Source organism: Sutterella megalosphaeroides (assembly GCF_003609995.1).
GTDB classification, from domain to species: Bacteria; Pseudomonadota; Gammaproteobacteria; order Burkholderiales; family Burkholderiaceae_F; genus Sutterella; species Sutterella megalosphaeroides.
On record NZ_AP018786.1, the window covers coordinates 1,034,719 to 1,055,184 of the forward strand.

At 63.3% G+C, this 20,466-nt stretch carries 14 protein-coding genes; 5 read left to right on the forward strand and 9 right to left on the reverse strand.

The window, feature by feature from the left end; genetic code table 11:
- The first annotated feature begins 170 nt into the window (after nt 1-170).
- A complete protein-coding gene (locus S6FBBBH3_RS04565) occupies nt 171-1,118 on the forward strand; it encodes a LysR family transcriptional regulator (protein WP_120176624.1) in 948 nt (315 codons plus the stop codon).
- Between the two features lie 146 nt (nt 1,119-1,264).
- Here the strand turns inward: S6FBBBH3_RS04565 and S6FBBBH3_RS04570 are convergent, their stop codons facing one another.
- The 3 genes from S6FBBBH3_RS04570 to S6FBBBH3_RS04580 all read right to left on the reverse strand — a co-directional run bounded on the left by S6FBBBH3_RS04570 (nt 1,265) and on the right by S6FBBBH3_RS04580 (nt 6,581).
- Complete coding sequence (locus S6FBBBH3_RS04570; protein ID WP_120176625.1) at nt 1,265-3,088, reverse strand: aryl-sulfate sulfotransferase; 1,824 nt, start codon at nt 3,086-3,088, stop codon at nt 1,265-1,267.
- Between the two features lie 96 nt (nt 3,089-3,184).
- A complete protein-coding gene (locus S6FBBBH3_RS04575; RefSeq protein WP_120176626.1) occupies nt 3,185-4,399 on the reverse strand; it encodes a porin in 1,215 nt (404 codons plus the stop codon).
- Between the two features lie 346 nt (nt 4,400-4,745).
- Nucleotides 4,746-6,581 carry an aryl-sulfate sulfotransferase gene (locus S6FBBBH3_RS04580; RefSeq protein WP_120176627.1) on the reverse strand — a complete coding sequence of 612 codons (1,836 nt, stop codon included), beginning with the start codon at nt 6,579-6,581 and terminating at the stop codon, nt 4,746-4,748.
- Between the two features lie 176 nt (nt 6,582-6,757).
- Here S6FBBBH3_RS04580 and S6FBBBH3_RS04585 point away from each other — a divergent pair, with 176 nt between their 5' ends.
- Entirely contained in the window at nt 6,758-7,768 is a 1,011-nt protein-coding gene (locus S6FBBBH3_RS04585; protein WP_120176628.1) for a LysR substrate-binding domain-containing protein, read from the forward strand.
- Between the two features lie 125 nt (nt 7,769-7,893).
- Here the strand turns inward: S6FBBBH3_RS04585 and S6FBBBH3_RS04590 are convergent, their stop codons facing one another.
- From S6FBBBH3_RS04590 to aroD, 6 genes are all read right to left on the reverse strand, one after another.
- On the reverse strand, nt 7,894-9,078 hold the full coding sequence (locus tag S6FBBBH3_RS04590; RefSeq protein ID WP_120176629.1) for a porin: 1,185 nt from the start codon (nt 9,076-9,078) through the stop codon (nt 7,894-7,896).
- A 164-nt stretch (nt 9,079-9,242) separates the two neighbouring features.
- Nucleotides 9,243-9,839 (reverse strand): TorD/DmsD family molecular chaperone, encoded by a 597-nt coding sequence (locus S6FBBBH3_RS04595; RefSeq protein ID WP_120176630.1) that lies wholly within the window; start codon nt 9,837-9,839, stop codon nt 9,243-9,245.
- Nucleotides 9,840-9,960: 121 nt separating this feature from the next.
- Nucleotides 9,961-10,596, reverse strand: a complete 636-nt coding sequence (locus tag S6FBBBH3_RS04600) for a 4Fe-4S dicluster domain-containing protein (RefSeq protein WP_120176631.1) — start codon at nt 10,594-10,596, stop codon at nt 9,961-9,963.
- An 18-nt stretch (nt 10,597-10,614) separates the two neighbouring features.
- Nucleotides 10,615-12,816, reverse strand: a complete 2,202-nt coding sequence (locus S6FBBBH3_RS04605) for a molybdopterin-containing oxidoreductase family protein (RefSeq protein ID WP_120176632.1) — start codon at nt 12,814-12,816, stop codon at nt 10,615-10,617.
- Nucleotides 12,817-13,075: 259 nt separating this feature from the next.
- The gene (locus S6FBBBH3_RS04610) at nt 13,076-14,890 is read right to left on the reverse strand and encodes an FAD-dependent oxidoreductase (protein WP_232008837.1); all 1,815 of its coding nucleotides are present in this window, start codon (nt 14,888-14,890) and stop codon (nt 13,076-13,078) included.
- A gap of 89 nt (nt 14,891-14,979) precedes the next feature.
- Nucleotides 14,980-15,897, reverse strand: coding sequence for a type I 3-dehydroquinate dehydratase (gene aroD, locus S6FBBBH3_RS04615; protein ID WP_120176633.1), 918 nt, complete (start codon nt 15,895-15,897; stop codon nt 14,980-14,982).
- Between the two features lie 80 nt (nt 15,898-15,977).
- On the opposite strand from aroD, the gene S6FBBBH3_RS04620 reads away from it, so the two are divergent.
- The 3 genes from S6FBBBH3_RS04620 to S6FBBBH3_RS04630 are packed head-to-tail and all read left to right on the forward strand — an operon-like array spanning nt 15,978 to nt 20,255.
- Nucleotides 15,978-18,116 (forward strand): PhnD/SsuA/transferrin family substrate-binding protein, encoded by a 2,139-nt coding sequence (locus S6FBBBH3_RS04620; RefSeq protein WP_120176634.1) that lies wholly within the window; start codon nt 15,978-15,980, stop codon nt 18,114-18,116.
- Nucleotides 18,117-18,126: 10 nt separating this feature from the next.
- Nucleotides 18,127-18,774: a response regulator transcription factor gene (locus tag S6FBBBH3_RS04625; protein WP_120176635.1), complete on the forward strand. Its 648-nt coding sequence runs from the start codon at nt 18,127-18,129 to the stop codon at nt 18,772-18,774.
- Nucleotides 18,771-20,255: an FAD-dependent oxidoreductase gene (locus tag S6FBBBH3_RS04630; RefSeq protein WP_120176636.1), complete on the forward strand. Its 1,485-nt coding sequence runs from the start codon at nt 18,771-18,773 to the stop codon at nt 20,253-20,255. The genes S6FBBBH3_RS04625 and S6FBBBH3_RS04630 overlap by 4 nt, the downstream gene beginning before the upstream one ends.
- Nucleotides 20,256-20,466 lie beyond the last annotated feature (211 nt).

Here is a 20,466-nt window from a genome sequence, read left to right on the forward strand (position 1 = left end):
ACGCACCACATCAAACGGCCCCCGAACGGTATGCGCTCGGGGGCTTTTCTATTTCGGCTGCGGCAACTTCCCGCCTCCGTTCTTGCCGGCGTCGCTTTCGGTCCCGTAAACCCGTCAATTCCTCGGGTTCTTTATAATCGGCCGCGACCCCACCCGAAAGAAACGCCCCTATGGACCTCCAACAACTTACGCTGCAGGATCTGCGGATTCTGCGGTCGCTCTATCGCACGCACTCGCAAAAGGAGACGGCGCTCGCGCTCGGTCTCTCGTCGCCCACTTTGAGCCGTCGGATCGCCGAAATGCGCGAACTCTTCGGCGACAAGCTTTTCGTTCGCTACGCCAACACGATGATGCCGACGCCTTTCATGGTCGAGCACATCCCGGCCGTTGAACGCCTCGTCGAAGGGATGCGCGACCTTTGCGAGCCCTCGTGGTTCGATCCGTCCTCGCACCAGGAAGTGATTCGGATCGGCTGCATCGACTACGACCTCTTTTCGGGCCTGAGCGTGCGCACCGCGCTGATGGTGCGAAAGGCCGCGCCCGGGATCGCGTTGGAGTTTCGCTACCTCGACCTTGAAATCGAGTCGAAGCTCGCGAACGGGAGCCTCGACATGGTCATTTGGTATTGGCCGCTCGGAAGTCCCAACATCCATATGATGACGCTTCGCGAACCGCGCCCCGCGGTCCTCGTGCGAAACGAGCATCCGCTCGCGAAACTTCAGGCGACGCTCGACCCCGACGAAACCGTCCCGATTGAGGCACTTCACAACTACGAGCGGATCTGTGCGACCTACACCGAAGCGCAGGCCTCGTGCATTTTTCCTTTCGAAGCACATCAGCGCACGGCTTTCTACGTGCCGAGTTACGGGATGGGGTTTCGGCTCCTGCAGCACGGTGACTTCACGCTGAGCGTGCCGCTTCTCTACGACCACGACATGCTCGAGCGCCTCGGTCTCACGGTGTTGCGGGTCGCCGAGCGGACGGAGCCGCGTACGCAGCTTCTTCTCTGGCACGAGCGCACGCACGCGTCGCCCGCGCGACAGTGGGTGCGGTCGATCCTCGCCGCAAACGCCCGCCAACTTGCCGCGGACCCGTCGACCCCGATCGATCCGTCCTGATGCGAAGCCGCGGAGCGGGCTTTGGGTCGGGTTTCCTGAAAAAAGAAAACCCCTGAAAAGCGGTCGTAGCCTTTCAGGGGAGGAAGTCGGTCGACGCGGGGCTTGCCTCAAAAGGCAAGTCCTTCGTCGAACGGACCGAACGGACGTCAGTTGAGTTCGAACGCGCGCTTCAGGCTGATGGGCATCGCCTGGTAGCCCGACGTGTTCTTGAGCTGGATTTCCACCGCGGGCTCGGTGGAGCCCCACTTGAATTCTTCGATGTAGGGGTTCGGGAGCCCCTTCATCGCGCCCGTCGAAAGATCGAAGTCGGAGCCCGCCGTCGCGGAGTAGACGACGATCGAATCCTTGTCTTCGTGGTACTCGGTAAGCGACGTGACCGGGCTGTACCAGCCGTGGCCGCGTTCCTTGCCGTACGTCCAGATCTGCTCGACCGTGTGCTTTTTCTGGTCGATCTTGAATACCACCGCACGGCTGTACTTCTCTTCGGGGAGCGCCGGCTGCTCCATGCCGCGCGCGTCACCGTTGTCAAACGACGTGATGTAGATCACGTCCTTGTCGGATTTCGCGTCGATGCGGAACGCCGTGTGCTGCGTCCACGTCCAGTCGAAGCCCCCTTCGCACGAGACGTCCGTGCAGGTGATGGGCTTGCCGTTCGCGTCAACGGGCGTCAGAAGCGCTTCCTTCCAGGGCGAGCGCCAGCCGCGCGGCGCGCCGAGAATCCACTTCACCTTCTTGTCGCGGCCGATCTTGATGATGGCGGACTGGTGGCGCGAGCTGATGATGATCGAATCGTCGGTCGGGTCGTAGTCGACGGAGTTGACGTGCGCCCAGTTGCGACCCGGGCCGGTGCCCGCGATGTCGCCGAAGTTGTCGCTCGTTTCCTGAGCTTTCAGTTCCTCGGCGGAAAGGGTATGGCCGGCCTTCGAGGCGTCGATGTTGAGGCAGACGGCCCCCTGGTCGAGTGCCTTGATGACGTCCGAACGGTACGGATCGAGAATGTCGAAGAGGCGCCATTCGTCGACCACGGTCCCGTCTTCGTCCACTTCGATGATCACGTCGCGAACGGTGCGAACGCGCTTCTGGTCGATGCGGCGCAGGTCTGCGGAAGCAACGCGCAGCAGGTAGTGGCCGTTGGGCATCGGGTCCATCGAGTGCGAGAAGTCGTTGTAGCCCGTGGGGAGCCGCCGGTTGAAGATTTCCCGACCGATCAGGTCGTACTTGACGTAGCGCTGACCGTACCCCCAGGTGATGGCGCCGTCCGTATTCTGACGGAAGCCCATCATGCAGCCCGCGGAGTAGATCGAGTTCGGATCCCAGATGTCGTGCGCGTCGAGGTACCAACGCACTTCGCCCGTCGTGTCGATGATGGCAATCTGCGGCTGGAAGTTCCAGGTGAGCGCACCGCCCATCGGGTTGTTCCAAACGACGCGGCTGTTCGCGCCGACCGGGCCGCCGATGTTGTTGACAAGGTAGAGGCGGTCGGCAAAGGCGGGATCCACCTTCTTCACGTCGACGCCGAAGAGAAAGCCGCGCTGACCCGCAGCGCCCGTTTCCATGCCGTGCACCGGACCGCACCAGACGGTGTAGGTGTGCTTGCCTGCAACTTCCTTCTGATCGAACCGGTACGTGAAGTCCACTTCGACTTGGTTGGCGTAGTCCGCATAGAGCCCGAAAACCGGAATGCCGCCGTGCGTGAGAAGAGCGGGGCGCGCGACGTCGTAGGCGATTTCCTGGCCGCCCTTCTTCGGAACGACGCGCACGTGCGCCTTCAAAAGTTCGTAGCCGCCGTTGCGAATCACGGCGGTAAGGGGCGCGACGCCGTAGGGATTCACTTCGACGATGCCGAGCGGCCCTTGCTGGCCCGCATAGCCGACAACGGCCGGGCCGCTTGCCGTCCCCATGGCGTGCGCCTGAAGGGCGCCCGTGAGCGCGGTGGCCAACATCCCTTTGAGGAAAACGCGTTTTTGCATGATGTTTGTGCTCCTGGTGGAGGTCGGTACGGCGCCCGTTTCATTCCGAAGCGCCCGCAACCGACCCGATATGAACGGTTGAAGTACGAGAGGCGGTTAGAAAAAGTACGTGAGACCGCCGCCCCAGGTCGTTACGTTCACGCGGTCGAGCTTGGTCGAATTCGCGCGGCGGTTGTCGATGCGGTCGTAGACGCCGAAGCCCTTCGAATAGGAGGCGGCGCCGTAGAGCGTCAGGCGCTTGCTCAGCTTGTGGCGCCAGATGAAGGCGGGATTGATGCGCCAGCCTCCGAGGTTGCCGCCGACCGCATCGCTCCCTTCGCCCTTGTAGGAGGCGTAGTTGTTGTTCAAAGCAATGCCGATCGTGTCGATCCCGGTCGGGTAGAGTTCGACGCCGACCATGAAGCTCTGCACGTCGAAGCCGCGACCGTTTTCGGGCTTGAGCCCGAAGTGCGACCAGTTGAGGAAGGGCCCCGGACCGAAACTGTCGTAGGCGTACTGGTAGGCGAACTTGAGCGAGAAGTCGGGGAAGCGGTAGTTGATGGCGGTGAAGAGGTCGTACGTGTCGTTGATCTTCACGCCTTGGTTGCCTTCCTGCTGCCCGTGGGTTTGCCAGGTGAGCATCGTGCCGCCGCGCCAGTTCCCGAACTTGTAGCGAAGGGCGAGCGTCAGGAGGTGGTTGTCGTCGCCGTATTCGCCCGTCTCTTCCATCATGCCGTTCGAATATTGCGCCGTAAATCGGAAAGGACCAATTTCGGACGTCTGGAAGACGAGAGCGTTGTTGAGGTAGCCGTCGGTGAGGAACGTGTAGCCGACGCCTTCGTACGGGAAGTTCGTATGGACCGGCGAGATGCCGCCGAACTCGTAGAACTGCGAATAGTCGCCGTTCGGGCTTTTGAGGGCACCGATGCGGCCCACGGCGAATTCGCCCCAGCGTCCGCCCAAGACGATCATGCTCTGGCCGAACATGCGCCCGCTCGCTTCGAAGGCGCCCGTGTCCGCGCGAAACGCGCTTTGCAGGAGAAAGCGCATGTAGTTCCCTTGATCGTCGAGGTTCTCACGACCGCGGATATAAAAGCGCGAGGTCTCTTCCTGGTTCGAGGCGAGCTCGAACGTCGAATCCAGGTCTTTCACCTTCTGACCGAGGAATCCCATGTCGATGCAGCCGCCCATCCAGACGCCTTCCGACGCGCTCGCCCCTTGGGGCATGGAGCCTTGCGGCGGCACGATGGCTGCCTGCGCGGAAAAGATCGCGCCGAGCAATGTCGCGCACGCCGCCCGGCGTCGCCACGCTTTTCCCGATAACGCTTCCATTTGTATCTCCTTTGCTTTTTTCTTCTTTCGGACGGCGAATTGGTCGGTTCGCCGTTGGATCGATTATCGAAGGCTATGAACGAAGCTCACAATCTGATAAGCCCGCGATTCTTGAGCGAAGATGAAATCCCGAGTTGCAGTTTCCGAATTCGTCCGCAATGCACCACCCCGTCGCGAGCTACCTTGCGGCCGCGGCGTTGAGAAGAGGTCCGGTCGGAAAGCAAAACGGCCCCCGGGCACGGACAGGCTCGGGGGCCGCTGACGGTCGCCATGCAAAAACGCCCGACCGGGCAACCCGGTCGGGCGTTTTTCACGGTGCTTGAGAGGCACGCCTCTCGGGTCGGACTCAGTTCTTCGTGAACGCCTTTTCGAGGCTGATCGGGAAGGCCTGATAACCGAACGCATCCTTGAAGTTGATCTTCACGGCAGGCGTCGTTTCACCCCAACGGTATTCCGTGAGGTAGGGGTGCGGCATCGGCACGCCCATGCTGCCGCCACCCGCATGGAGGTCGAAGGAGAGCCCCGCGGTCGAGTAGTAGACGACGACGGAATCCTTGTCGTCCTGGTACTGGCACAGACCCGTCACCGGGCTGTAGGCGTCGTGACCGAGGTCTTCGCCCACCGTCCAAACCTGTTCGACCGTACCCGCCTTTTCGTCGATCTTGTAGATCACGCCACGCGTGTACTTCTCGTCGGGCAGAGCGGGCTGTTCCATGCCGCGGCTGTCGCCGTTGTCGAAGACCGTGATGAAGAGCTTGCCCGGTTCGCTCTTGCTGTCGATGCGCCAGGCGGTGTGCTGCGTCCACGACCAGTCAAAGCCCCCTTCGCACTTGGAGCCCTCGCACTTGATGGGCTTGCCGTCCTTGTCGACGGGCTTCAGAACCTTCGAAGCGAAGTCGCCCTTCCAGCCTTCGGGCGAGGAGAGGATCCACTTCACCTTCTTGTCGCGGCCGATCTTGATGACGGCGGACTGATGGCGCGAGCTGATGATGATCGAGTCGTCGGTCGGGTCGTAGTCGACGGAATTGACGTGCGCCCAGTTGCGGCCCGGGCCCACGCCCGCGACGTCCCCGAAGACGCCTTCGGCTTCCTGCTTGGCGAGTTCTTCGGCGGAAAGCGTCTGACCCGCCTTCGAGGCGTCGATGTTGAGGCACACCGCGCCCTGGTCGAGGACCTTGATCACGTTGTCGCGGTACGGATCGAGAATCTCCATGAGTTTCCACTCATCGACGACGCCCCCGTCCTTGTCGACTTCGATGATCACGTCACGCACCGTGTGCACGCGCTTGTTGTCGGCGCGGCGGTAGTCGGCCGAAGACACGCGCAGCAGGTTGTGACCGTTTTGCATGTTGTCGTTCGCATGCGAGTAGTCGGCGTAGCCCGGCGGGAGCGCGCGATTGTAGATTTCGCGGCCCAGGAGGTCGTACTTGACGTAACGCTGACCGAAGCCCCAGGTGAGGGCGCCGTCCGGAGCCTGCTGGAAGCCCATCATGAAGCCCGAGGTAAGCGGATTGCCCGGGTCGTTGATGAGCTGGTTCATGAAGTACCAGCGCAGGTCGCCCGCGGTGTCGATGACGCCGATTTCGGACGAGAAGGCCCATTCGAGAGCGCCGCCCGTCGGGTTGTTCCAGACCCAGCGCGCGCCCACCGGATGGGTGGAGTAGAGCTGATTGTTGATGAGGTAGAGACGGTCCTTGAATTCGGGATCGACCTTTTCGACCTTCGTGTCGAACATCGTCGAATGCTGCATGGGCGTACCGATCGATGCCGTATAAACGGGCGGCGCGTAGAACTGGTACGTATCCTTGAACTTTTCGCTCTTACCCTGGAAGGTTCGGGTATAGCTCACTTCGACGGTATTGAGGTAGTCCGGGTAGAGACCGAAAACCGGAACGCCCGCATGCGTGAGCAGCTGACGACGGGAAACGTCGTAGGCGATTTCGGCGCCGCCCTTCTTCGGGACGATACGAACGTGCACGTCGGAAAGCTGATAGCCGCCGTCGCGAATGACCGCGGTGAGAGGCGCCAATTTGTACGGGTTCCAAATCACTTCGCCGATGTGACCCTGGACGGCGTAGGTGACGTTCGGGCCGGAGGGCCCCCCCATGGCGAGGACGCTCCCGGCGGCAAGCGCGAAGCCCGCGAGCGCGGTGGCTCGGGCGATCTTCTTGACGGAAATCATGTGGTGTTTCTCCATTTTGAATGTGCGAGCGAAGACGACGGTGGTTGAGTCGTCCGAAGGCCGTTGGGACTCGGATTTACCCGTAGTCGGCACTTCCGGCTCGATGGAAACATCCTAGCCGCGCCTAGAATGATGCGAAATTCCCACTTACCGCCAACCCGAAACCAACTTCGAAAATGGTTTTTTCGAAATTCGACACGAACCCGCTCGCGGACGCGCAGGCGCAACGCGCGCTTCACAGCCCGCATGCCGCGCACCCGCTCGACGAGCTCGACCTGAGAACGGTCCGACTGCTTCTTCTCCTTCTCGAATCGTCCTCGCTTTCGAGTGCCGCCGCCGAAACGGGCGTGAGCCCGAGCACCGCCTCGAAGATCCTTCAGAAAACGCGCGGCCTTTTCGACGATCCTCTTTTCGTGCGCTCGGGCGGGCGCATGCTGCCGACGGAGCGCATGCGCGAGCTTGCGCCGGGGTTCGTTTCCGCCCTGAAGACGTTTGCGAACCTCGCGGAGCCCGCCGAACCCTTTTCGCCCGCACGCGCTTCGGGGCAGCTGCGTGTCGCCGCGGCCGACAACGCCTCGGCGAGCCTCTTTTTGCCGGCGCTCCCGCACCTCCTTGAAAGCGCGCCGAACCTCACTTTCAGCTTCGAAGCGATCGAAACGACGCTCCTCGAACAGTTGCGCGAGGGGTCGCTTGACTTCGCGATCCTGATGGACAGCGCGCTCGATATTCAGCCCGCCTTCCACTGTCAGCGGCTTCTCACGTCCGGGCACGTGCTCCTCATGCGAGCGGAGCATCCGCTCGTGAGCGTCGCGCGCGAACGGCCCCTCGAAGCGCGCGATCTCGAACCCTACCGTCGTGCGGCCTTTTCCCGCAGCAACCCGTCGGGCGGCCACTACCTCGACGTGCTCGCCCATACGCCGAGCCGCGCCGAGGACGCGGTCCTCTTCCCGCAGATCCTCGCCGCGGGCCTTGCTCTCATGCAAACGGACCTCATCCTCACGTGCCCCGAACCCACCGCACGGATCCTTGCTCAAACGACGGGCCTCTTCATGACGAGCGACCCGGAGCGCGGCGACTGCCCCTGGACGCCCGTTCTTCTCTGGCACGAGCGCACGCACCGCAGTCCCGTCCACGTGTGGGTGAGAAGCCAGCTTCTGCGCTACGCGGGACGGTGGGGCGAGGGCTGACCGCTCTTCGCATGACAGAAGGCCTCCGACACCGATGCCGGAGGCCTTCTGTTTCGGTCGAACGGGCGAAACGCGGGACGCACGAGAAGCGCATCCCGCGTTTCCGTCAAGCGGAGCGCTCGGCGTCAGAACCAGTGCACAAGGCCCGAGGTGGCTTCGTAGACGCTCGGGTTCGAGCCTTCGACGACGGAACTCGAGTCGCGCGTCCAACCGCCCCCGACGTAGACCTGGGTGCGTTTGCTCAAGGGATAGACGTACGCGGCCGCCACGCCGACGCGGTCGGTGTCAAGCACCTTCGCTTCGTCAAAGCCGAGGTAGGTCTTGTCGAGCTTCGCGTCCATCCAGCCGGCATTCAACTTGATCGTGCCGCCCCAGGCGTCGACGAGCGCGCCCACCTGAAGGGCATAGCCCTTGTAGGTTGCCACGTCGTTTTGGGCGGCGGCACCCGCAGCGCCCGCGCCGCCGTTCGTCCAAACGTCCTTCATGTCGCCGTGCCCGAGGAAGGTCGAACCCTTGGCGTCCTGGAACCAGAAGGCGCTCGTCATGAGGGTCCAGGACCCGAAGTCGTACGCGAACGACCCCGTGAGCGTCAGGTTGTCGTCGTAGTCGGCCACCGTGTTCGCGTACATGATGCTGTCGGCGATGAAGGTCGCGTGCACGGGACCGCTCGAATAAACGAGCGCCGCGCCCCACATGCGGTCCGACGTCGATTCGAATTCTTCGGAGCCGTCCGCAGCGGTCAGCTGATTGACCTGGCTCGAATACTGCAAGTGAACCTGGAAGCCGTTCATGACGGGCGACTGCCACGTGACCGCATTGTCAAGCGACGCCCAGAGGCCAGGCACCAACCACTTGTGACCGATCATGTGTTCGCCGAAGGAGAGACTGAAGGGCGCCACCTTGGTGGCGAAAATCCCCGTCGTACCGAGACCGCTTCGGAGCTGCCCCGAGCGCCCGAGGATGAGCGTGCCGGCGGAATCGGACTTCATCCAGACTTGCGCCGCGCGCTGGAAAAGGCGGCCGTTTACCATCGTACCGTCGTCGCTACCCATTTGACCTTCGAGGTTGAAGCCGACCGCGAGGCCGTTTCCGAGGTCTTCGTTCCCGCGCACGCCCCAGCGGTTCGGGGTGTGCGTGCTCGAATTCATTTTGAGGGCGTTGGATGTGTCTTCGTTCGCGCGATCCGTGTCGACGCTCTGGAAAAGAAGACCCGTATCGATCGAGCCGTAAATCGTGGTTTCGGCCGCCTGAGCGGTCCCGATCGCAGTCGTCGCGGCAAGAATGGCGACGAAAAGCGCGGATGTACGCATGAGAGTTTCTCCTTTTTCGGGTTGAAAAAAAAGCGCGAAAGGCCGGGGACTCCGTCCGGGCAGTCCGGCCGGTCCGAGGTCGGCGGTGAACGGAAAGTGCGATTCGCGCGCGGGTTTGAAAGCAACGGGCGGTGCGTGGTCTTCGTGCGCATCGCGTGCGGGGGTCAGGCCGCGGCGGCGCGGGCTTGCGCGACGCGGAGAAGCCGAAGCGTCGTGCGGGCGACGGGAAGAATCGTCCCTCCTCCTTCGGCCCCTTCGATCGCCTCCGCGACGCGCGGCCACCAGGCGAGCGCCCCCGCCCGCAGGAACCGTTCGAGCGTCTCGGTTTCGTCGCGACGAACAAGTTCCGCCGCAAAGGCGAGCATCACCCCGATGTGGTCGTCGGGGAGATGATCCGCTCCGCCGGTTTTGAGGCCGAACCGACGGTAGAGCGTCGTGCAGGCAAGCGCCGCGGGACCGCCGTAGGTGTGTTCGGCTGACTCCCAGCAGCTTTGCGCAAGGGGAATCGTTTCGTCGCCCACGCCATAGAAGCACTTCGCAAAGGCGCGCTCGAGGGCGAGCGGATCAAGCGGTGCAAGCGCCGCGATCTCGTCGTCTGCGTTGCTTTCGCCCTCAAGCGCCGAGACGCCCGAGACGATCTCGGGCCAGGCGGCAAACCACGCCTCGGTGCGCACGCCCCGCCAAAAGAGCGAGAGCGCGTCGAAGAGTCGGGCTTCGAGCGCATCGAGCTCGGCGGCTTCGCTCGCTTCGGGATTCGTCATGATGGTTTTTCTCCTTCGGGTTCGCGGGTGTCGGGGTTTCGGCGCGCGTCCGATCGAATCGACCGGGTCGATCGGTCTTTTAGGATTCGGGGGCGCGCGCCGGGTTACTACATCAGGCTCCTCAGGCCTTGACGCTGAGCTTCCGGAAGTCCGTGTGGCTCGAGACGAAGCGAATCTTCGGGTGCGTTCCCTTGGCTTCGTCGATCGCCTGCGCGCGCTCGATGAGCGCGGCGGCTTCGGGCGTCGGGTTCTCGTAGTCGACGAGAACGAGCGCGTGGGCCGGACAGGCGGCCACGCAGGCGGGAAGTTCGTTGCGACTCGTGCGGTGCGTGCAGAGCGTGCAGTGTTCGGCTTTTCCCGCCACACGCACGTTTTCCGGCCGCACGTCGACGCGCGCGAGCGGCTCCTTCTCGCCGAAGTAGCTCGTCACCGCGGGGTCCGAGAATTTCGGAGCCCCGTAGGGACAGGCCGCGAGGCACATGCGGCAGCCGATGCACTTCGTTTGGTCGACGAGCACTTCGCCGTGCGGCCCCTTGTGAATCGCTTTGGCCGGACAGACCTTCATGCATGCGGGGTCGTCGCAGTGCATGCAGGAGACGCGGAAGTAGTCGATCACGCCCGCGACGGGATGTTCCGTGCGTTCGAGATGGTTCCACTTGACGCCCGGGGCGAGCTGGTTTTCTTCCTTGCAGGCCGTAAAGCACGTGTGGCAGCCCATGCAACGGTCCGCATTGACGATTATGCCGAGTTTGCTCATGGTTCGTATGTCCTATCTTCAAGCCTTCTTAACGTTTACTGGTACTTCGAAGTAGCAGGGGTACCCAGTGATCGGGTCGCGGTGCTCGCGCGTCATGAGGGTCTGCGTGTTCATGTCGCCCAACCATCCGTACTGACCGCCGATCGTCCCCGCGGGAACGAGAATCGTGACCGTGGCGCGCGCTCGCACGGGGCCACCGAAGGCGCTCGTGAGGAGCACGTCGTCCCCTTCGCGAATTCCGCGGGCTTCGGCATCCTTCGGGTTGATGTCGATCGTGAGCCGATCCTCGATCTCCATGAGGTAGGGTTGGTCGCGGCGCGTCTTCGAGTGCGTGATGTAGGGCTTGCGCGTCCCGTTGATGAAGCGCAGCGGAAATTCCTCCGTGAGCGGCATCATCGGTTTGTACGTGGGCAGGGGGTCGACCCCGAACTTGCGCAGAATCTCGCTTTCGTACTCGATTTTGCCCGACGGGGTGTTGAAGCCCGGTTTTCCGTCCGGACGCATGGCGCCCGTTTCGTACTTCTTGAAGCCCTTGACGCCGCTCGGAAGGTCACCCACCTTCGGGAGCATGGTTTCGAACTTTTCCCAGCTGCACCCGTCGAACTTGCGCAGGATCCAGTCGAGGCACTTCACGGGGTCGCCCTCGAAGAAGTTCTCGGGCTTGTCGACGATGCAGCCGAGTTCGAGCGCGATGCGCCAGTCTTCCTTCGCTTCGCCCAAGGGCTTCAACGGACGGCGGGCCGCCACGCGCGCGCCGTAGGCGCCGAACGGAGCGTAGCGTTCGTAGTTGATCGCCGCGGGCAAAATGATGTCGAGCGCGTCGTGGCTTGCAGGACGGTAGAAGTAGTCCGCGGCAAAGCCGAAGTCGAGCTTCTCGAACGCTTTCCGGTAGGTCTCGGGCTGCGGCCAGATGTTGACATTGAACCCCCAACCGCAGAACATTTTGACCTTGCCCTCTTCGACCCATTCGGGGAAGTCGTTGGGCGAGCACTGGTCCATCATGTAGTTCCACACCGGCACGGCCTTGCTGTCAAGGCGCGCGCGACGGCGTTCGGGATCGTTCCACCAGGCGGGGTCGATCATGTCTTCGTGCAGCCCGAAGGCGTGGAGCAGCAGACCCTTGGGCAGAATCGGGAAGGGCAACCCCCCTTCGACGTCGACGTAACCCATCGTGGCAATCAGCATCAAGAGGGCGCGCGTATTTTGAACGCCGTTCGAATTGTGCGAGAGCGACTGCGGGGTCGAGATGTAGACCCCCGGCCCCTGCGCCCAAAGGCGTGCGGCTTCGACGATCTTTTCCGCGGGCACGCCCGTGATTTCGGCGGTCTTTTCGGGCGTGAAGGCTTCGCAGTACTTCGCGTAGGCTTCGAACCCGTGCGTCCACTTTTCGACGAATGCGCGGTCGTAGAGGTTTTCTTTGATGAGAACGTGCGTGATCCCCGCGGCAAGTGCGGCGTCGGTGCCGACCTTGAGCTGCAGATGCACGTCGGCGATTTCGGCCGCTTTCGTGCGGCGCGGATCGACCGTGATGATCTTCACGCCGCGCGCCTTGGCGGCGAGCACCATGTTCCACCAACCGATCGGCTTGCTCCAGCAATTGGTCGCGCAAATCATGAAGACTTTGGTCTTCGGGCCGGGCGCCGAACCGATGTTTTCGACGCCGAAGTCGAGCGTTTCACCGAGAAGGCACCCCGAGCGGCAGGCGGCGGAACTTTCGGTGCACCAGGTCGACGAGCCGAAGTAGCGCGCAAGGCGCTGAATCGGTGCGCGCGGCTCCTTGGGGTCGCCCGCGTAGAACATGACGCTGTCGGCCCCGTACTTTTCGCGCGTGGCGATCATCTTGGAGGCGATCGTCCGGTAGGCCTCGTCCCAGGAGATGCGCACCCAGCCCGGGTCTTTCGAACCCTTCGGGTTCGTGCGCTTCATGGGATAGAGCAGGCGATTCGGGTTGTAGAGGCGCTGCAGAGTCGCCCAGCCCTTCGAGCAGAGGAAGTGATTCGGGTTTTCGGCCCAGTTTTCGATGCGGTGGCAGGTGTTGCCGCGGGCGTGGAATTTGATGCCGCAGTGCGGCCCGTGGTTGCACGAGTCGCAGAACGTGTAGCCCGTCCATTCGTCGTCGGCCTTGGGGTCGGTCGCGGCGAAAACGGGGGACGCCGAGGGGGCGAGCGCGGCGAGTGCGGCGGACTCGAAGAGCGCTCGGCGCGTCAGATGAACGGTCATGGTGGTCTCCTTTGCTGAACGTTCACAAAGAGGTCACATCCATCCTAAAAAAGGACCGAAACTACGCCAAGAGGATTAGTCCCATCGGAATTTCCAAAACGCGGATTCGGATCCCATGAAACGCGCTTTGGGACTCGGGTTTCTTCGCGGGGCGTCGCCGACCTTGCGGCCCGTCCGAAAAACAAAACGGCCCCCGAGCGCGGGGAAAGGCGCTCGGAGGCCGCTCTCTCGAACGAGAGGAGAGGAGGAGAAGAGAGGATTATTTACCGGCCTTGATGGCTTCGGCGATCGCGTCCGCGGCAACGCGGCCCGACGTGAGAGCCCAGCCGACGTTGGCACCCGCGGGCGAGTCGTCGCCCATCACGCCGCCCACGAGTTCGCCCGCGGCGTAGAGGTTCGGGATCGCGGAGCCGTCCTTCTTCACGATGTTGAGGTGGTCGTCCGTGCAGACGCCGCCCATCGTCGTCGCAAAGCGGGGCTTCTGTTCGACGATGTAGTAGGGGCCTTCGGCCGAGATTTCCGCGGCCATGTACTTCGCGGGACGGTCGAAATCGGCGTCCTTCTTCGCCTTCACGAAGCCGTTGTAGCGCGCGACCGTGGCCTTGAGGTTTTCGGCGTTGATGCCGGCGATCTTGGCGACTTCTTCGATCGTGGCGCCCTTCGCAAAGAGCGGGAGCGACTTCCCGTTTTCAGCAAGGTACTTGTCCGCGTCTTCGTGCGAAACGCCCGTTTCGGGGAGGCGCTTGTAGAAGCCTTCCCAGGACTTCTGGTCCATAAATACATAGGCCTGTTTGTTCTTCGTCTGAAGCATCGGGTCGAGGATGTGACGGTTCGAGGCCTTTTCGTTCACGAAGCGCTTCCCGTCGACGTCAACGAGAATGCCCGCCTGATCGAAGGCGCCGACGTTCGCGTAAATGGTCGACTTGGCGATGCCGGGGGCGACTTCGATGCCGTTCGGATAGCGCTTACCGTACTGAAGGAGCTGCGTCTTCGCATCAAGCCCCATGGCCATCTTGAGGCCGTCGCCCGTCGACGAGACGGGACCGTAGTAGAGGGCCGTCTTCAATTCGGGCGAGAGCATTTCCTTGTTGTTGCCGTAGCCGCCCGTCGTAAGAAGCGTCTTCTTCGCGCGGATCGTGTAGGTGATGCCGTTCGCGTCTTCGGCCTTGACGCCCGTGACGGCGCCGTTTTCAACGAGGAGTTCCTTCACGCGCGTCTGGTAGAGAACCTTCGCGCCGTTCGAGGCGATCACTTCGCGGAGGTGCTGCGCCATCGTGCCCGCGCCGCCCTGGAATTCCAGAGCGCGCGGGTGCGAGTATTCGGCGAGGAACGGAAGATCGTTCGGAACGAACTTCACACCGACCTTTTCATGGAGCCAGTCGATCGTAGCTCCCACGTTGTTGGCGTAAAGCGACAACTTCGAGAGGTCGTTCAAGTTGTGGCCGTTCGCCTGAAAGTCCTTGATCATCGATTCGGGACTGTCTTCCGTGGAGCCGAAAGCCTTCTGAAGCTTCGACCCTTGAGCGACCACCTGACCGCCCGAAATCGAAGCGGCGCCGCCGATAAACGGCATCTTTTCGACGAGGATCGCGTCGAGCCCGTTCATGCGGGTGCGAATCGTTGCGGACATGCCCGCGCCGCCACCGCCCACGATGACGACGTCGGTGGTGAGTTCTTCGTTCTTCGCGGTCTTCTTGACGACGACGGGAACGAGCGTTTCGGGATCCACCCCGGCCTGCTTCACGCAGTCGGCGACCGCCGCGCGGATGGCGTTCGAGGTGATGGTGGCGCCCGTGACGACGTCGACCTTGGAGGACTGGGCGTCGACGATGCGCGAGGGGAGGAGCTCGACGGCACGCGTGCCGATCCCCTGGGTTTCTTCCTGCTTCACGACCTTCACGGACTCGATGCGGTCCTTCGAGAAGGCGACTGCAACGACGACGGGGCCGTGAATGCCCTGAGCCTGGGCCGTGTAGGTGCCCGCCTTGAAGGCGGGAGCGGCCGCGGCCGAGAAGCTCGCGAGCGTCGCCGTGAGGGCGACCGCGAGAGCGGTTTTGCGAATGGCGGTAGACATAGTTCGAATCTCCCGAATGCGATGTGTTCGAAGGGAAAAAGACGTGTGTGAGTAGAGCGGAAAGAGCGCCTTGAAAGAACCCTTGAAACTCAGGGGTTCATCGCCTTGTGAAGCGTTTCGAGAACCTGGAGGCACTCTTCCGACGGAATCTGGCCCGGGGCGCTCGCCTTGCCGCCGACGCTTGCGAACGTGAGGTCGGACCCGAAGCCTTCGCCCGTAATGCGGGTGAGAACGCCCCATTTGCCCATCGCCATGGTGAGCATGGGCTTGTTGCTGTGGAGGCGCCGCACCTTGGCCGTCGCGCTCATGAGCTTCAGGGCGTCTTCGGGCGAGTGCGCCATGACGGCGATCTTGAGAATGTCCGCGCCCATGCGGTCTTCTAGGATGAGGCGGCGGATGATTTCGTCTTCTTCCGGCATGAATTTGAATTCATGGTCGGAAAGAATCACCTTGATGCCCTTGGCGTGCGCGGCTTCGATCAGACGGGAGGTCATCGCGGCGTCGCGGAAAATTTCGAAGTCGAGGACGTCGGCCCGACCCGAAGCGATCACGGCCGAGTAGACGGCTTCGTAGGTCGCGTCGTCGAAATTGATGGGACCGCCGTCGGTGCCGTTTCGAAGCGTCACGAGAAGGATCTTGTCGCCGCTTGCTTCGTAGGCTTCGCGCGTGAGTCGGGCAAACTCGTCGGGCTTCAGGTTCCCGAGGTAGTCGAGACGCGCTTCGATCATGTCGAGTTCCGGACGCGCGGCAAGCGTCTTCACGGTCTTAACGAAGTCTTCGGGCGTCTTCGCCGTGGTCGGGGCGATGAGCTTCGGGCGGCCTTCGCCGATCATGCGCCCCTTGAGTTCCAGGGGCTTGAAGGCGTCGGGCATCCAGCCCGGGACGTGGTTCATGGTGTCGACGGGCATCGTGACGGTCGAGAAAGCGTCCGTCACGCTCGCGCGGGCGGTGGCGGCGGCGCCCGCAAGGGAAGCGGCGCCGATTTTGAGCCATTGACGACGGTTCATGGGAAACTCCTTTCAAAATTGAGGGTGTACGAGCAGCTCGTGCGACGACGAGGCTTTCGGGTCGGAGGAAATTCTCTAAGATGGCTTTTCAGTCGGATACCCCCGCGCGGGGGTACCCGCGAAAACGTCCCCTCGACTACCGTTACGCCATGTCCGGAAAGCCCCCGAAATTCGTTCGTCGTGCGGCGCGTGCGTTCGTTGTGCTTCTTGCACTCGTTGCGTTCGCGCCTTCGCCCGCGCTCGTCTTCGCGAGCTCGGCTTCGATGCCGACGCCGACGTCGACGGATTCGGCTTCGATTTCGGCCCCGACCTCAGCCCCTGATCTGGTGACGAGCGCGTCGCACGTTGCGGGGACCTTCGGAAAGGCGGCGAACGACGCCTCGGACCCGCGACCGATGCTTACGGTGGCGCTCCTCGATACGCTCATCAATCCTTTTGACAGCTTCGACCTCTACCGCACGATCCGACACCTCGAAAAGGCGTTGCCGCAGTACCGCTGGCGCACGATGACCGTTTCGGCCGCGGAGGCCCGGGAAACGATCGAGCGCGACAGGCCCGACTTCCTTTTCGCCCCTTCGGGTTTCGTCGTCACGGTCGGCGTCGAGCAAAGCATCTCGGCCTTCCGGATCGCCACGCGCAAAACCCGCTTGGCCGACAAAGCGGAAGCGTCCGTAGGGAGCGCTTTCGTCGTGCGCACGTCGGACGGCTTCCGCACGCTCGAAGCGTTGCGCGGCAGAGCGGCGGGGGCGAGCCTGCCGTCGGGCGTTGAAAGCTGGCTTGCCGCAGCGGGCGAAATCGCGGAGACGGGAGCGGACCCCGAGCGGTTTTTCTCCCGCGTCGACTTTCGCAACAACGCCTACCCGGACGTGATTTCGTCGCTTCTGGCGGGAAAAATCGACGTGGCCGTGCTGCCCGCTTGTTTGTTGGAGACGCTTGTCTCGCAGGGCCTTGCGGACGGGTCGGACCTCACGGTCGTGCACGAGAAATCGGGGGGACTTGACTGCCGCCATTCGACGGCGCTCTACCCCGACGTGAGTTTGCTCGCCATGGTCTGGGCGCCGGAGCGGGCGGTGCGCGACGTGACCGTTGAACTTCTGAGCCTTGCGCCTTCGGACGACGGGTTCGAATGGCTCACGAACGTTTCCTTTGCGAGCGTACGAAGCCTTATGTACCGGCTTCAGGTCGGCCCCTACGCGTACCTGCGCGACATGAGCTTTTCGGGGATCGTTTCGCGGTGGAAAAAGGAGATCCTGGCGGCATTGGCGCTCCTTTTGCTGCTTGTTGCGAACGAATTTCGCTTGCAGGCGCTCGTTCGGCGCCGTACGCAGGAGTTGCGCGACGCCGCTCTGGAGCAACGCAAAACGGCCGAGGAAGCCGCGAAAGCCCGAGCGCGCCTCGCGCTCTTCGAGCGGCGCTCGGTGGCGCAGCAAATGTCGGGCATGATCGCCCACGAAGTGAACGGTCCGATCGGAGCCGTGCGCACGTACGGGGTCGTTCTCAAAATGGCCGCGGTGGCGCTTCGAAAAGGGCGCGAAACGGGGGACATCGAGGCGGTGCGCCGCTACGAGGCCGCCCTTGAAGAGGCGGCTTCGGGAATCGAACACGAAGCCGTGCGCATCGCCGACATCGTCGCGCGCGTGCGCGCTCACGCCAAGCACGAAGCCGGCCGTCGCGAACCCTGCGCGATCGCGACGATCGTGGAAAAGAGTCTGCGCGTACTCGGGACGGAATGCGGACCGGAAGACGCCGCGTGCATCGACGTGACGATCGAGCCGGGTCTCACGGTGTCGGGCGACGCGCTCGAACTCGAGATCCTCGTTCTCAATCTTCTTCGCAACGCCCTACGCGTTGCTGGCGAGTTGCCCGCGGGGACGTCGGAACCCGAGCGGCGCGTTTCGGTTCGCGCCCGACGCGTCGAAACGAATACGATTCGGCTGGAGGTCGCGAACCCGTGCCCGAACCTCTCCGACCGACTCGTCGAACGCCTCAATCGGAGAACGACGGAACTGTCGGTCGAGATCTGCGATGAGAGCGACGGAGCCGACACGACGGCCGGGTCGGACGCCCGAGCGACTCCGGCGCAGCGCGGGCTCGGCCTCGGCTTGAGCATCTGTCGCGGCATTGCCGAAAGTCATTGCGCCGCTCTGCGTTTCGAACGGCGGGACGACAGGGTCGTCGCCGTCGTGGAGTTCGCCGCGCTTCGCGCGCCATCGCCCTAACGGAGGTTTTATGGACATTCGACCGCTGGTTCGACTCGTCGACGACGATACGGACTTTCGTCGCAGTCAGGAGCTTTTTCTCGGCATGTCGGGGTTTGAGGTCCGCGGCTACGGGAGCGCTCGGGAGCTCCTCGACGGGGACGACTTTCGCCGTCCGGGGTGCCTCGTGCTCGACATCCGCATGCCCGTGATGACGGGGTTGGAACTCCAGCAGGCGCTTGTCGATCGGGGCGTCACGCGCGATTTGCCCGTCGTCTTTCTCACGGGGCACGGCGACCTTCAGGCAGCCGTCCATACGTTCAAAAACGGCGCCTTCGACTTCATCGAAAAGAAGGGCGATCCGATGCGCCTCAAGGAGGCGGTCGAAAAAGCCTGCGTCTTTTCGGTGGCGGCCTACGAGCGGGCCGACATCGTGCGGCGCAAACGCGCGGCCTTTGATGCGCTCACCGAGCGCGAAAAGGACGTGCTCGTCCCCGCCGCACGCGGAAAAACCAACAAGGAAATCGCCGCAGCGCTCGGGATCGGCGTCGAGACCGTGAAGATGCACCGCGCGAATGCCTTCGGAAAGCTCGGACTCCAAGGGGCGCTCGAAGCGTACCGGTGGCTCGAAGGATTGGACGGCCCGGGCGTCGACGAACGCAAGGAGGCCTCGGAATGAGTCTCCTCTCCCGACGTCTCCCCCGCCGCGACGCGCTCTTCGGAGGGCTTTTCGGCGGATTCTTCTTTTCGCTCGCGCCGCTTTTCCCCCGCGCGCTTTCGGCGGCGGAGCCCGTACCCGTCGTACCCGACGGGCGGCGGGACGTCGTTGTGGTCGGAAGCGGCGTTGCGGGGCTCTGTGCAGCCATCGCCGCGCGGGAGGCCGGTGCCGAACGCGTCACGGTCCTTGAAAAGGGGCCGCTTCTCGGCGGGCACAGCCTCTATTCGAGCGGTTCGATTGCGGTTGTCTTTCCCGAAGGCGTGGGGGAGTTTTCCGACAGTCCCGAACTCTTTCTCGAAGACGCGATGCGCGTGGGGTCGGAGGCGGGGAACCCCGAGGTGCTCCTGCGGATCGCCGAAGGTTCGTACGAGGCCCTTCGGTGGTTGGAAGGGATGGGCGTCGTTTTCGGTCGGCCCTTCGTCGCGCACAACGGGATTCGGTCGCGATCGGTTGTCATGCCGGGCAATTCGGCGGGAAGAAGTTACATTCTCGCTATCGCGCGACGTGCCGCACGGCTCGGCGTCGAGATTCGGCTGAACGCGACCGTGACGAAGCTTCGTCGCCCCTACTATTCGGGCGGCGCCTGGGACGTCCTCGGGCGCTCCCGGTCGGGAAGCGACTTTCAGCTTTCCAGCGGTGCGGTGGTGCTCGCCACGGGCGGCTTTACGGCGAACGTGGCAAGGCGCCTCGAGATCAATCCGCTCCTCACGGCCGACGTCATGACAACCGCCAACCCGTACGGGACGGTCTGGGACGGCGCTTCGGGCGACGGGCTCGATCTGGCCGAAGCCGCGGGCGGAAAGATCCTCACGGGGTTCGGTTTGCAGATGCTCCCCTTTTGGGGCGGTCGGCTGCTCGACTACGCGGGCGGAGACATTTACGTCGATCTCTCGGGGCGGCGCTTCGTCGATGAGGCGCAGACCTGGAACCGCGTGGCCGAACACATCCTGCGTCTTCCCGAGCGCAAGTTCTGGGTCATCACGGACAGCCGCTCCTACAAGGGGGCAACCCTCGGCCTGAAGCTCATCAACGGGATCGTGCGCAAAGCGGGAAGCGTGCGCGAGATGGCTTCCGCCATGCGGGTTTCGGCCGCCGTGTTGGACGAGACGCTCACTGCCTACAACCGCGCCGCGCGGGAGGGGTTCGATCCGCAGACGGGAAAGCGCGTCTTCACGCAAACGATCGAAACGCCGCCTTTTTACTTCGGCGAAGAGCACATCTACGTTCATACGACGTTGGACGGCATCGCCTCCGACGTGAACGCCAACGTTCTCGATCGCTCGGGTGCCCCCGTCGAAGGCCTCTATGCGGCGGGCGAAGTCGCGGGCGGAATCTTCGGCACGGACCGACTCGGGGGCGCGGGGCTCACCAACTGCCTCGTCATGGGCCGACGGGCGGGTGCGGAGGCCGCAAGGCTCGCAAAGCGCGAAAAGACCGCATAACGCTTGAATCCTTCGCTTTCGGGCGACTTCCGGCGGGATTTTCGCCCCCTCCGTACTTTCCCTTGAATGTAGCCGCGGCTACAGACGCGGTTGCCCCCGGAGGGTGACACTGCCGGGAGCGGAGGCGTGCGGGAGAGCCGCCCGACGGACGGCTCCCTCGCACGGCGCTCCCGGTGTTGACCGGTGCGGGCTTCGTTCGATCGATTTGGAA

Coding starts and splice junctions, on each gene's coding strand:
- S6FBBBH3_RS04630 (WP_120176636.1), top strand. CDS start 18,771: ATGAGTCTCCTCTCCCGACGTCTCCCCCGCCGCGACGCGCTCTTCGGA.
- S6FBBBH3_RS04625 (WP_120176635.1), top strand. CDS start 18,127: ATGGACATTCGACCGCTGGTTCGACTCGTCGACGACGATACGGACTTT.
- S6FBBBH3_RS04570 (WP_120176625.1), bottom strand. CDS start 3,088: ATGCAAAAACGCGTTTTCCTCAAAGGGATGTTGGCCACCGCGCTCACG.
- S6FBBBH3_RS04605 (WP_120176632.1), bottom strand. CDS start 12,816: ATGACCGTTCATCTGACGCGCCGAGCGCTCTTCGAGTCCGCCGCACTC.
- S6FBBBH3_RS04580 (WP_120176627.1), bottom strand. CDS start 6,581: ATGATTTCCGTCAAGAAGATCGCCCGAGCCACCGCGCTCGCGGGCTTC.
- S6FBBBH3_RS04585 (WP_120176628.1), top strand. CDS start 6,758: ATGGTTTTTTCGAAATTCGACACGAACCCGCTCGCGGACGCGCAGGCG.
- S6FBBBH3_RS04590 (WP_120176629.1), bottom strand. CDS start 9,078: ATGCGTACATCCGCGCTTTTCGTCGCCATTCTTGCCGCGACGACTGCG.
- S6FBBBH3_RS04610 (WP_232008837.1), bottom strand. CDS start 14,890: ATGTCTACCGCCATTCGCAAAACCGCTCTCGCGGTCGCCCTCACGGCG.
- aroD (WP_120176633.1), bottom strand. CDS start 15,897: ATGAACCGTCGTCAATGGCTCAAAATCGGCGCCGCTTCCCTTGCGGGC.
- S6FBBBH3_RS04575 (WP_120176626.1), bottom strand. CDS start 4,399: ATGGAAGCGTTATCGGGAAAAGCGTGGCGACGCCGGGCGGCGTGCGCG.
- S6FBBBH3_RS04565 (WP_120176624.1), top strand. CDS start 171: ATGGACCTCCAACAACTTACGCTGCAGGATCTGCGGATTCTGCGGTCG.
- S6FBBBH3_RS04600 (WP_120176631.1), bottom strand. CDS start 10,596: ATGAGCAAACTCGGCATAATCGTCAATGCGGACCGTTGCATGGGCTGC.
- S6FBBBH3_RS04620 (WP_120176634.1), top strand. CDS start 15,978: ATGGCTTTTCAGTCGGATACCCCCGCGCGGGGGTACCCGCGAAAACGT.
- S6FBBBH3_RS04595 (WP_120176630.1), bottom strand. CDS start 9,839: ATGACGAATCCCGAAGCGAGCGAAGCCGCCGAGCTCGATGCGCTCGAA.